At 42.3% G+C, this 23,007-nt stretch carries 19 protein-coding genes and 1 riboswitch; of the genes, 15 read left to right on the top strand and 4 right to left on the bottom strand.

The window, feature by feature from the left end:
- Window positions 1–21 precede the first annotated feature (21 nt).
- On the bottom strand, window positions 22–657 hold the full coding sequence (locus tag ACNQGS_RS22900) for a nitroreductase family protein (protein ID WP_378586212.1): 636 nt from the start codon (window positions 655–657) through the stop codon (window positions 22–24).
- Window positions 658–807: 150 nt separating this feature from the next.
- Here ACNQGS_RS22900 and ACNQGS_RS22895 point away from each other — a divergent pair, with 150 nt between their 5' ends.
- Window positions 808–1,149 (top strand): winged helix-turn-helix transcriptional regulator, encoded by a 342-nt coding sequence (locus ACNQGS_RS22895; protein WP_378586209.1) that lies wholly within the window; start codon window positions 808–810, stop codon window positions 1,147–1,149.
- Between the two features lie 114 nt (window positions 1,150–1,263).
- Here the strand turns inward: ACNQGS_RS22895 and ACNQGS_RS22890 are convergent, their stop codons facing one another.
- Window positions 1,264–1,401 carry a hypothetical protein gene (locus tag ACNQGS_RS22890; RefSeq protein WP_491489355.1) on the bottom strand — a complete coding sequence of 46 codons (138 nt, stop codon included), beginning with the start codon at window positions 1,399–1,401 and terminating at the stop codon, window positions 1,264–1,266.
- A 21-nt stretch (window positions 1,402–1,422) separates the two neighbouring features.
- Window positions 1,423–1,506: riboswitch (cyclic di-GMP riboswitch) on the bottom strand.
- 327 nt (window positions 1,507–1,833) lie between these two features.
- Between ACNQGS_RS22890 and ACNQGS_RS22885 the strand changes: the two genes are divergently transcribed.
- The 3 genes from ACNQGS_RS22885 (at window position 1,834) to ACNQGS_RS22875 (ending at window position 6,357) form a co-directional block, all read left to right on the top strand.
- Window positions 1,834–3,120: a LysM peptidoglycan-binding domain-containing protein gene (locus tag ACNQGS_RS22885; protein WP_491489354.1), complete on the top strand. Its 1,287-nt coding sequence runs from the start codon at window positions 1,834–1,836 to the stop codon at window positions 3,118–3,120.
- A 178-nt stretch (window positions 3,121–3,298) separates the two neighbouring features.
- Window positions 3,299–4,048: a cytochrome c oxidase assembly protein gene (locus ACNQGS_RS22880; RefSeq protein WP_491489353.1), complete on the top strand. Its 750-nt coding sequence runs from the start codon at window positions 3,299–3,301 to the stop codon at window positions 4,046–4,048.
- A 113-nt stretch (window positions 4,049–4,161) separates the two neighbouring features.
- Entirely contained in the window at window positions 4,162–6,357 is a 2,196-nt protein-coding gene (locus ACNQGS_RS22875) for a heavy metal translocating P-type ATPase (RefSeq protein ID WP_491489352.1), read from the top strand.
- Between the two features lie 148 nt (window positions 6,358–6,505).
- On the opposite strand, the gene ACNQGS_RS22870 is transcribed toward ACNQGS_RS22875, so the two are convergent.
- Window positions 6,506–6,658 carry a hypothetical protein gene (locus ACNQGS_RS22870; RefSeq protein WP_491489351.1) on the bottom strand — a complete coding sequence of 51 codons (153 nt, stop codon included), beginning with the start codon at window positions 6,656–6,658 and terminating at the stop codon, window positions 6,506–6,508.
- An 830-nt stretch (window positions 6,659–7,488) separates the two neighbouring features.
- On the opposite strand from ACNQGS_RS22870, the gene ACNQGS_RS22865 reads away from it, so the two are divergent.
- The 4 genes from ACNQGS_RS22865 to ACNQGS_RS22850 all read left to right on the top strand — a co-directional run bounded on the left by ACNQGS_RS22865 (window position 7,489) and on the right by ACNQGS_RS22850 (window position 12,827).
- Window positions 7,489–8,394, top strand: a complete 906-nt coding sequence (locus ACNQGS_RS22865; protein ID WP_491489350.1) for a LysR family transcriptional regulator — start codon at window positions 7,489–7,491, stop codon at window positions 8,392–8,394.
- Window positions 8,395–8,591: 197 nt separating this feature from the next.
- Window positions 8,592–9,107 (top strand): acyl-CoA thioesterase, encoded by a 516-nt coding sequence (locus ACNQGS_RS22860; protein WP_491489357.1) that lies wholly within the window; start codon window positions 8,592–8,594, stop codon window positions 9,105–9,107.
- Window positions 9,108–9,136: 29 nt separating this feature from the next.
- On the top strand, window positions 9,137–9,499 hold the full coding sequence (locus ACNQGS_RS22855; protein WP_491489349.1) for a hypothetical protein: 363 nt from the start codon (window positions 9,137–9,139) through the stop codon (window positions 9,497–9,499).
- 268 nt (window positions 9,500–9,767) lie between these two features.
- Entirely contained in the window at window positions 9,768–12,827 is a 3,060-nt protein-coding gene (locus ACNQGS_RS22850; protein ID WP_491489348.1) for an efflux RND transporter permease subunit, read from the top strand.
- Between the two features lie 142 nt (window positions 12,828–12,969).
- Here ACNQGS_RS22850 and ACNQGS_RS22845 read toward each other — a convergent pair whose 3' ends face one another.
- Window positions 12,970–13,287, bottom strand: a complete 318-nt coding sequence (locus ACNQGS_RS22845; RefSeq protein WP_491489347.1) for a hypothetical protein — start codon at window positions 13,285–13,287, stop codon at window positions 12,970–12,972.
- Between the two features lie 276 nt (window positions 13,288–13,563).
- Here ACNQGS_RS22845 and larB point away from each other — a divergent pair, with 276 nt between their 5' ends.
- The 7 genes from larB (at window position 13,564) to pdxA (ending at window position 22,917) form a co-directional block, all read left to right on the top strand.
- Window positions 13,564–14,322, top strand: coding sequence for a nickel pincer cofactor biosynthesis protein LarB (gene larB, locus ACNQGS_RS22840; protein WP_491489346.1), 759 nt, complete (start codon window positions 13,564–13,566; stop codon window positions 14,320–14,322).
- The gene (gene larC, locus ACNQGS_RS22835; protein ID WP_491489345.1) at window positions 14,319–15,311 is read left to right on the top strand and encodes a nickel pincer cofactor biosynthesis protein LarC; all 993 of its coding nucleotides are present in this window, start codon (window positions 14,319–14,321) and stop codon (window positions 15,309–15,311) included. Before larB ends, larC begins: the two co-directional genes overlap by 4 nt.
- Before the next feature lie 596 nt (window positions 15,312–15,907).
- Window positions 15,908–17,242: a gluconate:H+ symporter gene (locus ACNQGS_RS22830; protein WP_491489344.1), complete on the top strand. Its 1,335-nt coding sequence runs from the start codon at window positions 15,908–15,910 to the stop codon at window positions 17,240–17,242.
- Window positions 17,243–17,576: 334 nt separating this feature from the next.
- Window positions 17,577–18,398, top strand: a complete 822-nt coding sequence (larE, locus tag ACNQGS_RS22825; RefSeq protein ID WP_491489343.1) for an ATP-dependent sacrificial sulfur transferase LarE — start codon at window positions 17,577–17,579, stop codon at window positions 18,396–18,398.
- Between the two features lie 43 nt (window positions 18,399–18,441).
- Window positions 18,442–20,214 carry a PrpR N-terminal domain-containing protein gene (locus ACNQGS_RS22820; RefSeq protein WP_491489342.1) on the top strand — a complete coding sequence of 591 codons (1,773 nt, stop codon included), beginning with the start codon at window positions 18,442–18,444 and terminating at the stop codon, window positions 20,212–20,214.
- A gap of 286 nt (window positions 20,215–20,500) precedes the next feature.
- Entirely contained in the window at window positions 20,501–21,856 is a 1,356-nt protein-coding gene (locus ACNQGS_RS22815) for a four-carbon acid sugar kinase family protein (RefSeq protein ID WP_491489341.1), read from the top strand.
- Between the two features lie 53 nt (window positions 21,857–21,909).
- Window positions 21,910–22,917: a 4-hydroxythreonine-4-phosphate dehydrogenase PdxA gene (pdxA, locus tag ACNQGS_RS22810; RefSeq protein ID WP_491489340.1), complete on the top strand. Its 1,008-nt coding sequence runs from the start codon at window positions 21,910–21,912 to the stop codon at window positions 22,915–22,917.
- The last annotated feature ends 90 nt before the right edge of the window (window positions 22,918–23,007 follow it).

Genomic DNA, 23,007 nt, shown 5'->3' with positions numbered 1-23,007 from the left:
CACGCCTTACCGTCTCACTCATTAAACAAACTCTATTAAGTCCTCCAAAGGAATCCGTGTGGTTTTGAATGCTGGTGCTGCTGCTTTTCCCAGTGATATTAGAATCATTGGCATGTAGCGGTCGGATACTTGGAACTTATCCATGAATTTTTGTTTGTCAAAGCCGCCCATTGGGACCGTGTCGTAGCCTTTTGCTTTGGCAGACAGCATTAGCTGCATCGACACTAGGCCTGTATCAAAAGCCGCGATATTTTTGCGAACTTCTTCGGGTAAGTTAGAGTACAAGCTGTTTGAACCAGTAATTAGACGGTGCATGTTGGCTTCATCCATATATCCGGCTTCATTAGCACTTCGGTACACCTTCTCAATATTTCTGTACATTTCCTTATCACCCAAAACCGCAATCACGGCTGAAGAGGTTTCGACCTGCTCTTGATTGTTTGCAATCTGCCGGAGCTCTTTCTTCATTTCTTGGTCCTCAATCACGATAAATCGCCAAGGCTGGAGATTGCTTGAAGAAGGAGCCAGGATAGCCTCATTTAAGATTTCTTCAATTTCCTCTCGGGCTATTTTAAAAGCAGGATCATATTTTCGAACAGAGTGACGTTCTCTGATTACATCGCTAAAACTTTGTGCATTCATAGTTGCAGTGGACATTCTTATTGCCTCCTTTTGAAAAATAAAACTTACTAAAAGTAAGCATTTTTTAGTTCGTGTTTTAGCTTACTATTAGTAAGTAAATGAGTCAAGCAAAAACTATTGTGATATAATGTGAAAATATTGGTGATAAGCAAATGAGGTAAGGAAATGGAAAAATCAAACTGTAGCTGTACTGAACAAGAGATAAGTAAAATCTGCAAGGATTTCCATGGGACGATTGAATTTATCGGAAAACGGTGGATGGGGATTATTATTTATCAATTGCTGAATGGGCCGAAACGTTTTCATGAGCTTGTGGAGAACATTCCTGGCATTTCTGACAGGCTTTTAACCGAACGACTGCGCGATCTTGAAAAAGAAGGCTTAGTCATCAAAAAAGTCCTTGTCCCTTCACAAAAGAAAGTCGAATATGAATTAACTCCAGCAGGCAAGGAACTTGAGGCGGTTATCACTTCCATTCTCCACTGGGTTAAAACAAGGCAGAAGTGAGGCATGGGGACGGTTCTTGTGCCTCATTAATGCACAAGAACCGTCCCCCAACTATTTTTCCAAATAAAAAAGGGCAGCAATAACATGCTGCCCGTAGCTTCGGATATCGAGTATCTACAGTTGGTTTGAGACTATCGTTAGTAATGCACTAAGAATAATCGTGGCAAAAACAATAGAGACATATACAAGGTTCTTCTTCATCTTTTTCCTTCTTAGTACTTCCTCCGGTGTAAGCCAGTAACTCTTTGACATCAAAATTCCCCCTATATATTTGATGGCAGCTGGCTGGCCTTGTTCATAACAGAGGCCCCTATAGCTTTGCGTCATCACCTTTCAGTGATTTTGCCCTTACATAGATTAATGGATTTTAAAGAATTTGTCTAGATTTGTCGAATTGAAACAGGGGAATGAAACATGGGGACGTTTCTCGTGCATCATTTCTGCTCGTTTTGACATACAAGAACCGTCCCCAAGCCTTTACCTATTCCTCTATGAATCATCCATTTTAAGAGTCCAGTTGTTAAGAAAACATGGAAACTAGTCCAATATCATCTATTTTCGACTAATTATGACAGTTTTGCGACAGAAATTGATGCTTTATGACGATTACTATAGAGGGGGGAGTTCGTTGAATGTTGTGCATTTAGTAAAAAAGGTATAGAGAAAATTCCCCAGCAAAAACGATTGATTTTACTATCTAGAGAGAGAAATGGAGACATGATGATTTTGACAAAAGAATTTGTTCTTAATGGGGAAATAGCACTTAGCAGGAAAGTAACGCATGGAAATAGCAAGAAAACACAAAACGTGCCAGCCTTCACTTCAAGGATGGAAAAACGAGCATATTATAAAAGCATTCAGTTCGATCTTCGAAATGTATTAGATGTCAAAGGGTTTCTAAAAGATATTCGGGCAAATTGGAATACATATGTATCACAGGTTAGCGAGTGGATTCAAAGAAATGTTGTAAAAAAGCTCGTCGTGACGGGCATTTTTACCGTTGTTCTTGGCTTGTATACAAGTGCGGCGAATGCGGCATTTATTCAAGAATACACCTATCAGGTGAAAACTGGGGAAAACATTGAAACGATAGCGGCAAAACATGGCGTCACCGCTCAGGAAATTTTAGATGCCAATGGGATTTCTTCTATTGAAGGCAAGAAGATTCTATTGCCAATCGTAGAAGACAGGACTGTTACCGCCACAACACTGAATGTCCGTTCCAGGCCGAACACGGAAAGCAGCATTCTTAGAACCTATAAAAGAGGGGAAGCGGTCAAGGTTGTATTCATCGAAAACGGCTGGGCGGCTATCCTGATTAACGGACGCGTTTGTTATGTGAGTGCTGCGTACCTTTCACAAAATCAAGTTGTCGCACCTCAAGCAAAAACGATGTATGTGACGGCCACATCGTTAAGAGTTAGAGAAGGGGCTTCAATGAGCAGTGCTGTAATCGGTTCGTTAAAATTTAACGAAGGAGTGTCCGTGGTCTCAACCTCATATGGCTGGGCACAAATTCAATACAATGGCAAAACAGCCTACGTAAGTGCTGCTTATTTAACTAATAACGCACCTACTATGGCAAATAATGAGCCTAGTAAACCTAACAGTTTAACGACAAGTTCATCTGTGTACGTGATTAAGAGCGGTGATACTTTTACGAAAATCGGTAAAGCACTTGGGGTTTCAGTGGCAACCATTCAGGCACTAAATCCAACAGTGGACCCAGTAAAGTTGAAAATTGGCCAAACCATCAACATCCCTGACACAACTTCCACCGCACCTAATCAAATAAGCGTCACCGCTCAAATCGGAGGGGTACACCCAAACGGAGTCTTTCGTTTCAACACCCCTGATGGCCGCACCTATAGTGCAAAAGCATCAGGCAACATGATCAATGAATTATTTAACCGCCAAGGAGAACATTCCACATCAATTGACCTTCAAGCAGCACTTCAATCAACAGAGTAAACCCTCCTCCCCCATGTTTATATATATGAGGCATGGGGAAGGTTCTTGTATTTCAAATTGGAGAATCAGCCAAAAGTTAATTGGAAAACAGGCTGAAAATGAGGCAAGAACCGTCCCTATGATTACTTAATTGCGATTAAGGTCATTTGTTGGCCTCTTTTTGCTTCGAGGGTAAGGGTTGCTTGTTTTCTACGCATTGATACTCAGCTATTTTACAGACATCAAATTGTATCATAGGCAACCGCTCGTCTTTTTCCTTGGTATGGGATTGTTATTCTTAGTCCTTGGCAGTCCTTTAGCACCCATCAGTCATCTTTCCTTTAGTTTGCACATGATTCAAATGAGCATTTTATATTTTGTTGTCCCGCCCATTCTGTTAAGAGGGATTCCAGGTCCTTTGTTTCAAATCATTTGGAAAGATACACTACCACCAAAAGTGAGCAAATGGTTTCTCTCCCCAAGACTGGCGTTAATTGTTTTTGCGGTATTATTTTTGATGTACCATTTGCCGGTTGTTTTAAACACTTTTTCAAAAAATCCCTTTATTCACAATGGATATATATCGTTCCTATTGCTGTTGTCCTTCGGTATGTGGCGGCCAATTGTGTCGCCAGATCCTAAACAGCGCTTCAGCAAGGGTGAAAAGAAGCGATATGCCGTTTTGAGTGGTTTGCTTTTAATGCCTGCGTGTTTATTATTTGTTTTTAACGCCGTCACAGATGGAATCACGAACCCTTTCCTTTCTCAGCTGACAGCTCATCTTTGCTCCCCTTCTCAAGACATTTCACAATATATACTCCCCTCTCTGTTTAATTCAAAGTACGATCAAGCGATGGCAGGATTTCTTATGCTGGGAATTCACAAAATGAGTTTAATGGTAACCTCACGGATGGCAAACGAGGAATCCAAAAACCTTGGTGATAGATGAAAAATGGCCGTACTTTAAATGAAGTTCGGCTTTTTCATTACTTTATTCTAAAGTGTCCCTATTTTTAATAGAATATATTAATTTGAGGGAATTGAAAGTGGTGAACATAGAGGATGAAGGAAACAGCCCATATAGAGATTAGTGGGATGTATTGTGCCGCCTGCTCCGCCAGAATCGAAAAAGTTGTCTCCAAAATAGATGGGGTCGAGGAAGTGCAAGTTAATTTGACAACGGAAAAGGGGCGCATCACATTCAGCAACAATCGGACAAGCATTCAGGAAATTATCAATAGAATCATTAAAATTGGGTATGATGCAAAAATAGACCGGCAGAATCATTTACAGTCCGAGTTGGAGAAACGGAAAGAGATGACGGTTCTCAAGCGGCATTTTTTTGTCTCGGCCTTGCTTACTATACCCTTGGCGTGGGCGATGTTTGCCCACTTTACATGGGCTTCTTTTATCAAAGTGCCAGAGCTGTTTCTCCATCCCCTTTTCCAATTTGCGATTACTATTCCGATACAATTTGTCATCGGGTTTAAATTTTATGAACGGGCATGGAAAGCACTGAAAAGCGGCAGTGCGAATATGGATGTTTTAGTGGTGTTGAGTACGTCAGCCGCCTTTTTTTACAGCCATTATTTAACGTTCACACATTTAGATAGTCCGGAACATCCAGTGTTGTATTATGAAACAAGCGCTTTTATCATTACATTTATTTTATTAGGAAAATTTCTTGAAGCCCGAACAAAAATGAGAACCACACAGGCGATCAAGCAGCTTTATCAATTGCAGACGAAAACGGCCACCTTGTTTTTGAACGGAAAGGAATCCCCATCCCCTGTTGACCGGCTGTCTCCGGGGCAAGTGATTATCGTGAAATCAGGCGAAAAGGTCCCGATTGACGGGCAGGTGATTGAAGGGAACTCGATGGTCGACGAGTCTTTATTAACTGGGGAAAGCATCCCTGTCGAAAAAAGCAACGGCCATCATGTCTATGCCGGGACCATCAATCAGAACGGCACTTTAAAAATAAAGGTCACAAAACGGGACTCTGAGACGACGTTGTCGCAAATCATTCGGATTGTCGAGGAGGCGCAAGGTTCTAAGGCGCCGATTCAGCATATCGCCGATAAAGTGACCGGCATTTTCGTCCCAATTATTATTTTGATTGCGCTGCTTACGTTTGTGCTGTGGTATTGGATGCTCCAGCCGGGGGTTTTAAGTGAGGCGCTAGAAAAGATGATCGCTGTTTTAATTATCGCCTGCCCATGCGCCTTGGGACTGGCAACGCCTACTTCTGTCATGGTAGGAAGTGGACGAGCCGCCCAGTCGGGGATTCTTTTTAAAGAAGGGAAGTTTCTTGAATTACTAGGGAAGAGCACTACTGTTATATTGGATAAAACCGGGACGCTCACGGAAGGTGAGCCGCATGTAACGGATGTGTATGTAAACCATGTTAGCGAGGGGGAGTTCTTTGCCATTATCGGTGCGGTGGAGGGATCTTCGGGGCACCCAATCGCGAAAGCTATCGTAAGCGAAGCACGAAGGAGGGGAGGAAGACTCCTAAATGCAAACGGGGTTGTAGCAATCCCAGGTAATGGTATTAAGGCGTATGTGGACGGAAAAGAAGTGTTGATTGCCAATCCAAGTTATTTTTTAAAAAATAAACTTTTCATCCCAGTAAGAGCGGGCCGAGAGATTGCAAGGCTTGAACAGGAAAGAAAGACGGTAATGGCAGTCGCGATTCACAATCGATTTGCCGGGCTTGTTGCCGTTGCCGATGAAGTAAAACAAGCCTCCAAAACTGTGGTTTCTGGCCTCAAAGGGATGGGACTGGAAGTCATCATGCTGACAGGCGACAACCTTGAGACCGCCAAGGCGGTTGCGAAAAAGACTGGAATTTCAAAGGTGAAAGCAACAGTCACACCGCAGGAAAAAGCGGAAATCATCCGTGCGCTGCAGAAAAAAGGACAGAAGGTAGTAATGGTGGGGGATGGAATGAATGATGCCCCGGCCTTGACCGTCTCCGATGTCGGCATCGCCATGGGGACCGGCTCCGACCTTGCCATCGAATCCGGCGACGTTACCATAATCAAAGGAGATTTGAGCAAGGTGGTCGAGGCAATCCAAATCAGCAAAGCCACCATGACCAACATCAAACAAAACTTCCTCTGGGCATTCCTATACAACATCATCAGCATCCCATTCGCCATGCTCGGCCTCCTAGCCCCATGGCTCGCCGGCGCCGTCATGGCCTTCAGCTCAGTCTCAGTAGTACTAAACGCCCTTCGACTAAACAGAATGTGAAGCATGGGGACGGTTCTCGTGCATCATTTTCAGTGCGTTTTCCTGATGAAGCATGGTGAAGCACAGAGAAGGTTCTCATGTCCTAATTTCAAAAGCAGCTTGCCTCCATAATGGGCGAGCTGCTTTGTTTATTGCATAAAGAATAAGTTTATTTTTTATTGACTTGGCGTCCGCTCTTTTTCTGGCTCTGTGAACTGGTGTTTCCGATTTGAAATTCATTACCTAATTCAATATCGTTCCTTTTATCTTGTTTCTCAATTTGTTCTCTTGTTTGATCCCGTTGCATTCCTTGACTAGACACGATTCATTCCATCTCGCTTTCCGATTAGTCTGTTTAAATTCGCAAATATTGCATGAGAAAAAGGGGGTACTGAATAAAACAATTCAGTATCCCTTTTTTGTGGAAAATACAGAAGAAATCTTGGGTGGGTCTGTTCCGAAGATCTTTCTGGTCTCACACAACTATTATTATGAACTCAAAAGTAATTTTATATTAGGTCATAGGGACGGTTCTCATGCATCATTTTGCAAGCAGCTTCCTTACATCTTAGGCAGGCGACTTTTCACCATAAAGGAAACACGAAATTTGCGAATCCAATTTCCAACAAATTTTTTATAGTGTTCTTTATGAAAACCCCTACATTACAATCATCATTACGATTCCAATCAATCGTTTGAGCAAATGACAAATATTTTAAAAGACTTTTCAGGGAAATATAGCTGTAATAGGTATCCTGAGGTTTTTAATCAATCGTCTGAGTAGATTTCGACGGAAGGATTTTAGTGAAAAATGTTTGTTTATTGAAGGCGAAAGGCAATAAGTAAACTATTTCCCAAGCAATTTTCGACGAATTTTTCAATTACATACAAGGAAGAATGTGATATCCAAGGCGGTTTGAAAGGAATTCAACCAAATGATTGGCTGAAAATGAAAATCGGGAAACCTGTAAAAGTTTCCCGGAAAGATAGAATAGATTGCATTAGATTGCTTCACTGAAAACAGCAATTTTTGTGGCACAAGAACCCGTCCCTATGCAGCACCCGTCATTTTGATGCACAAGAACCGTCCCCATGCATCAATTTGTGGTAAACTATATAATATTTTAAATTTATGTAAGGTGTTTGATGTGCTTGGAGTTTAAACAGTTGGAGTGTTTTATTGAGGTTACACGGACGGGGAGTTTTACGACGGCGGCGGAGAATTTGTTTATTACGCAGCCGGCGCTGAGCAGGATTATTAAGTCGTTGGAGGATGAGCTGGGGACGCCTCTGTTCATTCGGACGAGGAAAAAGCTGGAGCTGACGGATGCGGGGCGGGTTCTCGTCAAACATGCCGTAAAAGTCGAGGAGCAGCTGCAGCTATTAAGCGAAGAGCTTGATACCGTGCTTAAGTTAAAAACGCGTCATGTCCGCATCGGGCTTCCGACGATCACCAATTCGATTTTTTTCTCGCAGCTGATTGCATCGTTCCATCAGGAATATCCAGAGGTGACCTTCCAATTAGAAGAGGATGGGTCGAAACGGATAGAGGAGAAGATTATCAATGGTTTACTCGACTTTGGAGTCGTCGTTCTTTCTGGGGAAAATGATCTTCTGGACAAATATATGTTTGTAAAAGAAAAACTGAAACTGGTTGTTCCTCCGTCACATCGTCTGGCCGCCAAAAAAGAAGTGTCACTGCAGGAACTGAAAGAAGAAAGCTTTATCATGTTTAATAAGGATTTTGAACTGCGAAATCTCGTCATCACGGCCTGCAGGGGGGCTGGATTTCAGCCGACGATAATTTCTGAAACCTCCCAGTTGGACTTTATTCAGGAATTGGTTGCCTACAATATCGGGATTACGTTACTGCCTGAGACTACTTGTTTGGAGTTGAAAAATGATTTTAAAACCATTCCCGTCACCAATCCGATGATTGAATGGAATCTCGCGCTGATTTGGAAAAAGGATGAGCACCTATCGAAGGTTGCCAAAGAGTTTATCCGCTTTGCGAGGGTAAAACTGGCGAAGGAAAACCCCTCCACTGGCAATTATTAGAAAGCTTCCTCTTGTAAAAGGGGAAGCTTTTTTTGGTTCCACCTGACAGGAAGCGCATTCATACGGTTTTGTTATGAACACCATGTTCTATCGGCATTGTATATTACCACAGTGGCCGTATTATAATTACCATGTTAAAAATTTAATGCATAAGAGGCGCATGCTTCAAAGGCATTTTTATATATAGGGTGATGGAAATGCAAGCAAAGAAAGTGAAAGAAACACGTGTTGTTCAAACCGACCAAGTGCTCATCAATGATTTGAACAACTACCATACATTATTCGGCGGCGTTCTAATGAAGAAAATGGATGCCTGTGCAGTGCTTTCTGCCCGCAGACATACACGGATCAAGGAATGTGTGACAGCTTCCACGGACTCCGTCAATTTCATTGAACCAATTCGCGTCAGTGATTCGGTCTGCATCGAATCCTTTGTCAGCTATACAGGAAAAAGATCGATGGAGATTTTCTGCAAGGTGGTTGCTGAGGATTTGGAAACAGGAAACCGAAGAATTGCTGCTACGGCGTTCTTTACGTTTGTACCTTTAGATGAAAACAAACGGCCAACCGAAGTGCCAGCGGTAATTCCGGAAACAGAGGAAGAGAAATTTCTTTTTGAAACAGGCAAAGAACGCGAACAAATCCGCAAGCTGAAAAGACAGCAAAACAAAGAACTCGTGTCTAAACTGACAGTAGATAAGCCATGGGATTAATTTAATACGAATCAAGGGGGAGAAATAGCATGGTCATCGTTTCTAGCTATAACGAATTAAAAAATGTGCAATCGGCTATCGAAAAATTAAATGCCTCGATTTATCAAAAATTTATCAATATCATTAAACTGACTCGCCAATTTCATTATGGATATCAATATATGGGTTCATTAATCATGGACGAAGATCCAAATCAATTCCAGCCAATGTCCCAAGATGATTACGTCTTATCAGTTTACAAAAAGGAAATCGATAAACTCAAAACTGACAACAAATTCCTAGACTTAAAACAACTCCTAAAAAGCCACCAACAATTAGGCTACGTAAACATAAGCAAACTAGCCCTAGGAGAAAACCCACAAGCCCTAGTCGGCCCAACCGTCCTGCGCTAGTGATGCATGGGGACGGTTCTCGTGCCTCACCTGCCACATCCCACAATTGAAAAAAATAACCCTAGACTCCTTCAGCCTTCAGGCTGGGGGAGTTTTTTTCGTACACCGATTTGATGCAAAAGAACCGTCCCCATGCCTCATTCCCTCTAGGTCTGAGGTCTTAGTTACAATTACAGCAGCTGCCCGAGGTTGATGGAGGGTTGGAAACCCTATAATAAAAAAGGTAAATACATCCAAATGCATTTGATTATAAAGGGGAAGAGTGGTTATGAAATCGTGGATTAGGTTTTCGTTAAAGAATGCAGGGGTTATCTTTATTGCTATGCTTATGGTGTTGGCAGGGGGGATTTATTCTGTTAAAACGATGAAAATGGAGTCGATGCCGAATGTTGACATTCCGTATATCGTTGTCCAGGTTCCGTATGTTGGCGCTACTCCGGAGCAAGGATTAGAGGATATCGGCAAGCCGCTTGAAGAAACACTATCGGGAATTAAGAAGCTTGATAACTTATATATCGAAGCTCACAGTAATATGGTTGTCGGAATTCTCGAGTTTGAGATGAGCAAGGATATGGATGAAGCCGAGAAGGAAGTCACAACAGCGGCCTCAACGATCAAGCTGCCTGCCGGTGCAGAAAAACCGGAGATTCTAAAGGATGGCCCTTCCGCCATGCCGGTCTTTACCTTTGCGCTGTCGTCGGAAACCGCCAATCAATCTGATCTGACACAATATATCAACGAGCGGATCAAGCCGGCATTGACCGGAATTGACGGAGCTGGGACAATCGATATTTCCGGTGAAACCGAAAAGGAAGTCGCCATCAAGCTCGACCCGGAAAAAATGAAGCAGCACGGTGTGACCTATGAAACGGTCAAGCAAACACTGCAAGCCCACCATTTTTCATTCCCGGCGGGGCAGGTCAATATCAACGATAAAACATTCAACGTGCAGGCCAATTTCAAGCTCGATTCAGTTGAGGATGTAAAAGCAATTCAAATCTTGGCACAAGGGCCAACGGGCGCGGTCGAAAAACTGCAGCTAGCTGACATTGCCGACGTTTCTTACACAAACAAACAAGAAATGGTGTATACCCGTCTCAACGAAAAGCCAGCTGTCCTTGTGGAAATGAAAGCACTGCCTGGCGCCAATACTGTTGAAGTCGTTTCGCAGGCAAAGGAAAAGCTGGATGCATTGGATCCTCCAGATGGCTACACCTTAACGAAGTTATTTGATACATCAAAAGAAGTGAAAACATCTGTTGATGGCATGCTTCGTGAGGTATTGCTGGGAACGTTGTTCGCCGTGATTGTCACGTTCTTATTCTTGCGTAACATCAGAGCAACGCTGGTGGCCGTGCTTTCCATCCCACTGTCCATCCTGGCCTCGATGATTACGCTGAAGTATTTTGATTATAGCTTAAACATGATGACACTCGCCGGAATCGCCGTGGCGGTCGGCCGCGTCATTGATGACTCGATTGTAGTCATCGAAAATGTGTACCGCCGCACATTAACTAGCCCGAACCGAAATGAAAAGCTAGTGCTGACAGCGGCAAAGGAAGTCGGCGGAGCCATCACTTCGTCGACACTGACGACGATTGCCGTCTTTGGCCCGCTTTCCTTTGTCCCTGGAATCATCGGCCGGTTCTTTGCCCCGTTCGGCATTACGGTCATCGTGGCACTCGCGTTCTCACTGATCGTGTCATTAACCGTCGTGCCGCTGTTGGCAAAATTGTTTTTACTCGGGATCAAACACAAAGAGGTCAAGGAATCGATTTTTGAAAAAGCCTACCGGCATACGCTTACATGGGTGTTAAATAAACGGGCAGTCACCATTATTCTGGCTGTTGTCCTGTTTGCCGGGTCACTTGTCTTGGTTCCGCTGATTCCAAAGAACTTCCTGCCGCAGGAAAAAGCGGTATCGTACCGTTTGACAGGAGATTTACCGGCTGGAACTTCGCTGGAAAAATCAAACCAAATAGCTGTAAAGATGGAAGAAATCCTTAAGCAGGAAAAACAGGTTAAACATGTTCAAGTTGTTGTGAATGGGGAATATGTCCGTTTATCGATTGACCTGAAGGATGGCACTACAAAGAATCAAACAACTGATTTTGAGAAAAAGGTCAGGGACGAAGTAGAAAAACTGGACCCCCAAATGCTTGTCGCGCTTAGTCCTGTTGGCCTTGTCGGAACAAGCGGTTTGGCGTTAATGGTTGAAGGCGGGAACGCCGAGGATTTAGAGAAGGCTGGAAACTTGATCACAGAAAAGCTTAAAGGAATCGACGGGTTGGAAAATGTCGAATCGAACCTTTCGGGGGTGAAGGAACAGCTGCAACTGGAAATCGATGACGCAAAAGCTGCGGAAAAGGGGTTAAACCCAATCATGGTGGCAGGTTATGTTAGGGAGTTGATTTCCGGAGATACGGTCACCAACATGCAGGTGGAAGGGAAAACGACAAACATTCATTTGTCATTGGCAGGGGACGCATTAAACTCCATAGATAAAATCATGAGCCAAGGTATGGCAAATCCGCTGGGGCAGCAAGTCACCCTATCTGAAGTGGCAACGTTGAAAAAAGTACCAAGTCCGTCGGCTTTATACCGGTTAAATCAGCAGCAATATGTGCAGGTGACGGGCCGCATTACCACTGATAATGCTTCTGGTGTGCAGGCCGAGGTTGATAAACGGATGTCCGAGTTGGATTTGCCGGCAGGAATTACCTATCATTCCGAAGGCCAGGCGCAAGCAATGAATGAAGGCTTCACGAATATGATGATTGCCATGGCAGTCGCGGTTGTGCTGGTGTTTATTGTGATGCTTGTTGCATTTGGCAACACATTAATGCCAGTTGCGATTCTCTCATCGCTGCCATTCTTATTCTCTGGGGGATTGCTTGGATTGTATTTGACGAACCAGGCACTAGGAATGCCGGCGTTAGTAGGATTTTTAATGTTAATCGGAATCGTGGTCACCAATGCAATTGTGCTGATGGACCGGGTGAAGCAAAATGAACAGAAGGGCATGGAACTAAAAGCCGCCCTGCTTGAGGCTGGAAAAACCCGCCTTCGTCCTATCCTGTTGACTGCACTCGCAACAATCGGCGCCTTATTGCCATTAGCCCTATCCGACGAAGGTGGACTCATCTCCAAATCACTCGCCATCGTCGTCATATCCGGCCTGCTCACATCCACCCTGCTCACACTCGTCATCGTCCCAACCATGTACCACCTACTAAGTGGTGCACGGGGACGGTTCTTGCGCATCATAACCAAGGGTGAAAAACGAAACACGGGGACGGTTCTCGCGTTTCATCGGCAAAAACAGTAAAAAAGATCGAATCCCTATCAGGGGAAACGGACGAAATTACTTTCTAATAGGTTGTCTTTATTGAAGGTGCCAATAAAAAATGCACATGCGGTTTGCATCCAAACCCCATGTGCATTTTTTGTAACATAAAGCTTACAGGTGCTTATTTCTTTTCAACTTTCACTAACCCTTTTCCAAAATTATGCTTATCAAAATAGCAAATGACCGTATCGTGAACTTGAACCCGTTGACCCTCGCTGATTTTATCCGCGGAAAATTCGATTTTTGTCCCGTCGGTACCCTTACCGTAGTATTGCTCACCTTTAATATCGGTAATCTCGTATTCTATAGTAGTGAACCCAGCGGAATCGCTGCTTGCCGTTGTCGTATTGTTCACAGGAGAAGGTGTATTATTTTTCAGCAAAACCAATGCCAATAAAACTGATAAAAGAATAACCAAGATAATTAGTCTTTTGAACATATTGCTAACCCCCATATATGTATTTTATGAAATGAAAGGCAAAAGTAATATCCCTCTAAATTCCCTCGGACTTTATACCCATAAATGGCTCACTTTAAACTTTTATTGAGGCACAAGAATCGTCCCCATGCCTCACATGTGCTTTTTAAAGGAGATTATTCTATAATTGGATGGGCCGGCAAATGGCGGCTTTCAAAGTATGTTTGGACCAGCCGAGGAAAATAATAGATGATATGGTTTGGGTTCGAACAAGTTTGTTTAAGGTGTGTGAAAAATATGTTAGAAGAGATATTGTCGCAAGTCCAAAGTGGCAAATTAACGGTTTCTGAAGCAAAAGAAAAGTTAGCTACCTATGAGAATTTGGGGTTTGCAAAGGTCGACCATCACCGGAAGAATCGGCAGGGGTTCCCGGAAGTGATTTATGGGGAAGGAAAGACGCAAGAGCAGATCCTTTCCATTATCCATGCAATCCGGTCAAAAGATAACGATGTATTAGTGACACGAATTTCAAAAGATAAGGTGGATTATATCCTTCGGGAACATCCGGAATTTATTTATAATGAAACAGCGCAAATTCTCTTTTGGAAAAAGAACACCACTAAAGTGGATGATTATCAAGGCTACATTGCCATTGTTTGCGCAGGCACGTCCGATCTGAAAGTGGCAGAAGAGGCTGCTGTTACGGCCGAAGCGCTGGGCAGTAACGTCCGCCGCTTTTATGATGTAGGTGTTGCAGGAATCCACCGCTTATTTGATAATATTGAACAAATCCAACAGGCGACCGTCTCCGTCGTTGTTGCAGGCATGGAAGGGGCACTGCCGAGTGTGGTTGGCGGTCTTGTCTCTCATCCGGTCATCGCCGTTCCGACGAGCATTGGATATGGTGCAAATTTCAACGGTTTGTCCGCCCTGCTGACGATGTTGAATTCCTGCGCCTCAGGTATCAGTGTAGTCAATATTGATAATGGTTTTGGTGGAGCATACAACGCTGTCCTGATTGATAACATCGCAAAAAAAGGAGCAAACAAGGGATGAGAACACTTTATATTGACTGCTTTTCAGGGGTCAGCGGGGATATGTTTATCGGCGCCCTCCTGGATGCAGGTGCAGATCCAGCTTTTTTAGAAAAAGAATTAAACAAACTTCATTTTGAAGATGAATATCAATTAACCTGGAAGAAAATCGTGAAGAACGGCATTACTAGTACAAAGTTTGATGTGTTGTTGACACAAGCTGACCATCATCATCATGAGCACGACCACCATCATGAACACGATCATCATCATGAGCACGACCACCATCATGAACACGATCATCATCATGAGCACGACCACCATCATGAACACGATCATCATCATGAGCATGACCATCATCATGAACATGACCACCATCATGAGCATGATCATCATCACGAGCATGACCACCATCACGAGCACGACCATCATCACGAGCACGACCACCATCACGAGCACGACCATCATCACGAGCATGATCATCATCATGACCATGGACATCATCACCGCTCATACAGTGATATCGTAAAAATGATTGAATCATCTGATTTGGCAGCTGAAGTAAAAGCGATTTCGTTAAAAATCTTTCGAAAAATTGGTGAGGCAGAAGGGCATATTCATGGTGTGCCATTAGAAAAGGTTCATTTTCATGAAGTAGGTGCCGTCGACTCCATCATTGATATTGTTGGTGCAGCAATCTTACTTCATCAACTAGATATACAGAAAGTAAAGTCCTCACCTATTCCTGTCGGTACAGGAAGAATTCATATCGACCATGGTATTTATCCAGTCCCTGCACCAGCCACATTAGAAATTTTAAAAGGTGTGCCAATCGAACAAAGCGATGTCAGATTTGAACTCACAACCCCAACAGGTGCAGCGATTGCAGCCGTACTGGCAGAAGAATTTTGCACCATTCCATCATTTGAAGTAAAAGCTATTGGCTATGGGGCCGGCACAAAAACCTTCAAAGACAGTCCAAATGTCCTTCGGGTCATTATTGGAGAGTAAGCGATAGGATTAAAAATAAATATTCAAAAAACGGATAAAGGTGTCAGCCCTTTATCCGTTTTTTTTGAAAAACTATTTTTCTTTTAAGAGAGAATAATCGAAACAGAATGGGAAAAATAGAATGTAAACCTTGTTGTCGAGGGCTGAGAATGCGTGGTTTATTAAGGTGTTGCAAGTGAAAGTTTGTATTTTTCCATTCTATTGTGGTGACTGTTGAAAAAATAAACAAAATCAATCTATTTTATTCTATTGACAAGATTATTCGAAACAGTATAAAATGATAACGTTCACAACGTGATGCAAATACCAACGATTTTTAATTTTTGGTATTATTGAAATCATAAAGTGGATTAATGTGTTGCAAATATTATCTATTTACCATGTTTTAGGTAAAATGCTCCAAAGTTTAATTAACTGAACAATTCTATCAAGTCTTTATTTTTTTCTTCTATTTGTAAGCACTATCATGTGTGATAAAGAGTATTCGGTGAATGTAAATTAAACGTTGAGGCAGGGCAAATCCAAAAGCATCATGTGTAAAACGATATATTGCAGCATTAAAAAAATAAAAAAAATACTACATGGGGGATGACATTATGCCTTTAGTCATAATTGCTATCGGGGTACTATTATTACTTCTTTTAATTATGCGATTCAAATTGAACACATTTGTATCCTTAATCATTGTGTCATTTATTGTCGCGCTTTTACTGGGCATTCCGGTGAAAGATGTTGTTCATTCAATTGAAACCGGTTTAGGCGGAACGCTTGGCCATATCGGAATCATTTTTGGTCTGGGTGCTATGCTTGGCCGCTTGATCGCCGATGCAGGTGGTGCACATCGCATTGCCACAACGTTAATTGACAAATTTGGTGAAAAACGAATTCAATGGGCTGTTTTAATCGCTTCATTCATATGCGGTATTGCCTTATTCCTTGAGGTTACCATTGTATTATTGATTCCGATTATCTTCTCAATCGCAAAAGAAGCAAAAGTTTCGGTTGTTAAATTAGGTCTTCCAATGGTTACGGCTGCATTGGCAGCACATGCTTTCTTGCCGCCGCATCCAGGTCCAATTGCTGTTGCTGCTGAATATCATGCAAATGTTGGTCTAATGTTACTGTACGGAATCATTGTTGCGATACCAACTGTTATTATTGCAGGTATTTGGTATCCAAAATTGGCTCAAAAAATTGTTCCATCTGCATTCAATAGAGAAGTCAGTTCGTCCTTTGGTGTGGCGAAATCATTTAAATTAGAAGAAACACCTGGTTTTGGAATCAGCGTTTTCACTGCCTTATTCCCTGTTATTTTAATGGCGATTGGTGCGATTGTCGATATTATGGGATTAAAAGAAAATGCGTTCATCACCGGAATTCGCTTTATCACGAACTCTGACACCGCTATGATTCTTTCCGTTCTGTTCGCTGTTTACACAATGGGCATAGCAAGAAAAATTCCGATGGGCAAGTTGATGGATTCCTGTGGTTCAGCTGTCAATGCATTAGGGATGCTGCTATTGATTATCGGCGGCGGCGGTGCCTTAAAACAGGTTATTGTTGATGGCGGCGTTGGTGATTATGTTGCTAAATTATTTGAAGGTTCTCATATGTCACCGGTTCTGTTTGCTTGGATTGTCGCAGCATTACTTCGTGTTTGTCTCGGGTCAGGAACTGTTGCAACCTTAACAACTCCTGGCTTGGTTCTTCCGTTACTTGCAACTATGCCGAATGTTAACTTAGAGTTAGTTGCACTTGCAACTGGTGCAGGTAGTGCCATCGCATCTCACGTTAACGACGCGGGATTCTGGATGGTTAAAGAATCTATGGGCATGACTTTGAAAGAAGCATTCGGAACCTATACCGTTCTTTCCACAATCGTTGCTGTTTCCGGATTAGTATTTACTTTAATATTAGATATGTTCTTATAAAAAACAAAAGGGGGCCGTTTTATAGAGATTCTATAAAATGGCTCTTTTTTTTGGCTAATTACGAAAGGATAAATTTTTTCCGGAATTTATCCTTTCCTAACGCATAAGTGCAACTACGCCTCTGTCTTCGCCCTTAGGGGCTCGCCAATCGGCGAGTTTTCTTTATAAAAAATATATTCTTGAAATCGCTTTAGTTATTACTTTTACTTTGGAAGAAATTCGCTTATAATTGTAATGTGTTGCAAAATGCAAAAAAAAAGAAAAAGTTTTATAAAAATGGTTTGTTTTGCATCAATAAAATATATATGAAAAATATAGATAAGGGGAAGTCTGTATGAACGAGAAATACGAGCGTTTGAAAGATATCTTAAAAGAGATGGGCAATGTGGTCGTTGCTTTTTCCGGCGGCGTTGACAGTACGTTTTTGTTAAAAGTAGCAGTGGATGTTTTAGGTGTTGAAAACGTTTTGGCTGTGACCGCTGATTCGGAAACCTACCCTTCAAGTGAACTAGAAGAAGCGAAAAAGCTCGCCAAGCTGATCGGGGCCACACATCAAGTGATAGAAACCTCTGAATTGAGTATTCCTGGCTACGCGGAAAATGACCGGAACCGCTGTTATTTTTGCAAAAACGGACTGTTCGAAGAAATTGTTCCCATCATGCGCGAGAAAGGATTCCAAAACGTGGTCTATGGCTTAATTGCCGATGATATGAGTGAACATCGTCCTGGCGTCCGCGCAGCGAGAGAGCATGGTGTCCGCGGGCCGCTACAAGAGGCAAATCTTTTTAAAGAAGAAATTCGTGAGCTTTCCAAGCAATTAAACCTGCCTACCTGGGAAAAACCATCGTTGGCCTGTTTATCCTCCCGCATTGCTTACGGTGAAAGGATCACGCAGGAAAAATTAACAAAGGTTGAAAAGTCTGAGGCATATCTAAAATTACTGGGAATCCGGCAGGTGCGCGTCAGGACACATGACGAGATTGCCCGGATTGAAGTGGAGCCTCAAGATATGCAGTTAGTTTTAGCAAACCACCAAGAAATCCAAGAAAACCTTCGAGCGTTTGGCTATAAATATGTCACCCTTGATCTTCAAGGCTATATGAGCGGAAGTATGAATAAAGTACTAACACCGAGCTTTACTAAAGGTGAGTCCTAATGGAAAATAGAAGAATAGAGGATGTTTAGTAGGTGAGGGGAAAATGATTAAAGCATTGGTTATTGTCCCTTATGAGGGACTATATGAAATGATGAAAGATATCCAACAAGAGGTGGAAGATTTTCAATTCGATATCGAGTTAGGGAATCTTTATGAAGGAGTGGCCATTGCCAAGGAAGCCGAAAATAATGGCTATCATGTTATCATCAGCCGCGGCGGTACAGCGTCCTTGATTCAGGAAGCGGTATCCATACCGGTAATAGATATTCAAGTGTCCGGTTATGATGTATTACGCATTATCACCCTCGTAAAGGGATTTTCGCGTAAAGCGGCCATCGTTGGCTTCTCGAATATTACACAAGGTGCAGGGACAATCTGCAAGATTCTTGATTTGGATATTAAAACTTTAACCATTACAAAAGATACTGAGGTTAAAGAAATCTTAACGAATTTAAAGAAGCATGGCTATGAAGTGATTATCGGTGACGTGGTCACGGTCCAAGCTGCCAAACAGTTGGGATTGACCGGAGTACTGATCACTTCCGGCAAGGAAGCGATTATGGAAGCATTGGAAGAAGCGAAAAGATCCCATCGCATCTTCTCACAGCTGCAGCAGGACGTTTCATTATTTCAATCCATTCTTGATTGTAACGAACAACCAATCGGTATTTTTAACAAAGAGGAGAAACTCATTTACGGGAATGAACGTTTTAATCGCGAATTTCATTGGATGATTGTTGAAAATTCCAACGATATAAAAAAGCTTATTCAAGAAACGGTGTTAATGAAGGAAAAGCAAACAAGAACCATTCACATTAATCAGTCATTCTGGAATATCACTGCTTGTCCGCAAAATGGTGCGATTGCTTTGTTTTTCGAAAAAAATATTCAGAACCAAGCAGCCTTGCAGGATGGGGAGAGGGAAGCAAAAAATGCTATCGAATTCCATACGTCCGCATCGTATGTCCCGATTTCCGGAAAAAGCGAGCCGATTCAGAAGGTGTTAAAACAGATTGATCAATACAGTTCAAACGATGAACCTGTATGGATTTCCGGTGGGAAGGGTAATGGCAAAGAATTAGCGGCTCACACCATTTATGTGAAAAGGAATAACGTGTACGACCCGTTTGTTGTACTCCTTGGTGATTTATTAAGCACAGAGCAGCTGAGGAATTTCATGAGTGACTTTTTTGAAAAATATGCTCATGGAGTCATTTACGTAAAAAACATTGACCAATTGAGCGCAGAGATGCAAAAAGAGTTATACCATTTCGTCAAGAATGCTCATCACACAAAAGTAAAGTGGCTGGTGTCATCCGAAAACAATATGGAAGAAAAGATAAAAACCGGCACGTTTGATCGTGACCTATACTCTACACTCGGTCAGCAAAAAATTTACATCCCGCTACTCCGGGAACGCCGGGAGGATATAGAGGATTTAGTTCATGTTTTTATATCTGACCTTCATCCGAAATATGGAAACGCTGTCGTTGGAATTCGCACCGATGCTTTGGCCGAGCTTGCCCGTTATGATTGGCCGGGTAATGTGGAGCAGCTAAAGCAAGTAATCGAACAATTGTTTAAACAAACAAGTTCTTATTACATTGAAAAAGAAGATGTAGCGGCGGTTTTAGCAAAATCCGAGCAGCCGGAGAAAAAGGATGAAGCCTTAACTCCTATCGATTTAACCGGTACATTAGAGGAAATTGAAAAAAAAGTCATCACCAAAGTTCTTGAAGAAGAAGGCTTAAACCAATCAAAAGCAGCCAAACGCCTTGGCATAAACCGCTCCACACTGTGGCGCAAGCTTAAATAATAGCTTGCGTCTTTTTTGTGTTGGTTATGTTGCAAAATGCAATAAAATAAAAGTTTTTGTGACATTTTTTCTATAGATATTGCCAAATGCAACATTTTGTTTTAATATTAATAATGCTGAAAGCGTTTTTAGATGAAAAATAAAACAGCATCTAGAGCCTTTAATTAAAAATCAACTGATCTGTTGCAGAACTTATCATACCAGTATGTATAGGAGATTTAAGTCAGTTGAAAAATAATAAAACTCGATACAAGACAAACTAGAAATAGCATAGAAGGGGGTCGGGATGCAGGTGAAACTAGCGGTAATAGCAGATGATTTAACAGGTGCCAATGATACGGGTGTTCAATTTGCCAAACAAGGGTTAAACACGACAGTGCTATTTGCCGAGACACAATTACAGCCAGCACATTTAAGTGCAGATGTGATTGTCTTAAATTCAGATAGCCGTGCCTTAAGCGCAGAAAAGGCTTATGAAGCAGTGTTTAATCTAGCGGCACAATTGAATAAATTGTCTGCTTCAAAAGTTTTCAAGAAGATTGATTCTACCATGAGGGGAAATATTGGCCCAGAGATTGATGCCGTCATGGATGCATATAAGTTAAAAACCTCGTTTGTGGTTCCGGCTTTTCCGAAAAGCAATCGAGTGACCACGAATGGGTATCATTATGTGAATGGTGTTCTTTTAGAGGAAACGCCTATTGCTCAGGATCCTGTCTGCCCAGTAACAGAAAGCTACCTGCCTAAATTGCTGCAGGGGCAAAGTAAGCGGGAAGTCACCTTCATTTCCATTTCGGATGTGCAAAAAGGTAAAAGTCATCTATCAGAAAAAATAAAAGATCTATCCTCGGGTGATAGCTCAAAAATTATCGTTGTGGATGCAACGACTGATGAAGAATTAAAAATGATTGTCGAAGCGGCGGAAATTTTAGAAGAGAATTTCCTTTGGGTAGGTTCAGCCGGAATTGCTTATCATCTTTTCAACACAGGCAAGCGTGAAGAGGTATTGCGTCATCAACAATCGGATGACCGGCTTCCGGTGTTGGTCATAGCGGGTAGTGTAAATCCTGTCATTGACCGGCAAATTCAAGTCCTGAAAGACAACTATCATGTCAAAGAAATTGTCATTTCCCCGGAAGAATTCTTTTATGAAGATAGAAGAAAACGGGAAATCGAACGGATTGTAAAAGCTGGCCAGGCGTTGCTGGAAAAAGGCGATTTAGTGGTCACGACCAATCGCGAACGCGAGGCTATTAATGGGGTGAAGGACCTGCAGCAGAAGCTGGGGTTATCGAACTTTGATGTAGGTTACACCATTGCAGAATCGATGGGCGTGATCGCCGGCCAATTAATTGACAGCAAGCCTATCTGCGGGGCAGTTTTAACCGGCGGGGATATTGCAGGAGCCACCTGTAAGGTATTGAACGGTGAAGGGATTCGCGTCATTGGTGAAGTGGAGGCCGGGATTCCTTATGGGAAACTGTTCGGCGGCTTCTTTGATGGTTTGCCGCTTGTGACAAAAGCGGGTGCCTTTGGAACGGACCAAGCCCTCGCCAATGCTTTACAAACTATTACGGATGTAAATGCTCATGTTAAAAACCGCGATTGGCGTCATACTGATCCGTCTTATGTGTGTGGCTAATTACGCTTTTATATGAAGGTATTTTAAAAAAAGAATAACTGGAGGAAACGAAAATGGCAGCAAATAAACCAATTATTGCAATTACAATGGGAGACCCCTCAGGTGTCGGACCGGAAATTATCGTGAAGTCCTTAAATGACAAAGACGTTTACGAAAATTGCCGTCCGTTTGTTGTTGGCGATTTAAAAATTTTAAAAAGAGCTTTAGGTGTTACCAATGTTGATCTTCAATTAAACAGCATTGCAAATCCTGAAGATGCTAAGTACGAATACGGAACCATTGATATTATCGATTTAGATCTAGTTTCCGAAGACCTACCTTGGGGCCAGGTTTCTTCAGAGGCTGGAAATGCAGCATTCCGTTACTTGGAAAAATCCATTTCTTTTGCGAACGAACAAAGAATTCACGGCATTTGTACCGCTCCTTTAAATAAAGAAGCGCTTCACAAAGCCGGTCATATGTACCCTGGCCACACTGAAATCTTGGCGGAATTAACAGGCACAAAAGATTTTGCAATGATGCTTTCTGCACCAAACTTACGGGTAATCCACGTGACTACTCATATCGGCCTTCTTGACGCCATCAATACAATTAATGCTGAGCGTCAATATACGGTCATCAAACTTGCTCATGATACATTGCAAAAAGCAGGGATCAAGTCTCCACGTATTGCAGTTTGCGGCATCAACCCACATGCCGGTGAAAATGGCCTGTTTGGACATGGTGAAGAAGAAGAAAAAATTATTCCAGCTGTAGAAAAGGCAAAGGCAGAAGGCATTAATGTACAAGGTCCGCTTCCTGCTGATACCTTGTTCTTTAGAGCAAGACGCGGTGATTTTGATATTGTTGTCGCACAATATCATGACCAAGGCCATGGACCAATTAAAGTATTGGGTCTGGAAGCAGGCGTAAATATTACTGTTGGTCTGCCAACAATCCGTACCAGCGTTGACCATGGAACCGCATTTGATATCGCTGGAAAAAATATTGCCGATGAGCAATCATTAAAAGAAGCGATTCGGATGGCGATTGAATTGGCTCCTGAGAACTTGGCAATATAATATGATTAAATAGAAGCAAGAGGTCTTAATCGGATCTCTTGCTACCTTTGTATGTGTGAAATTCTTTTATGAATAAGGTGTTTATTTTTG

Source organism: Neobacillus sp. PVCKKU3, from assembly GCF_058323225.1.
Note: the sequence above shows the minus strand (reverse complement) of the source record. Positions and strands in the feature narration are given on the sequence as shown.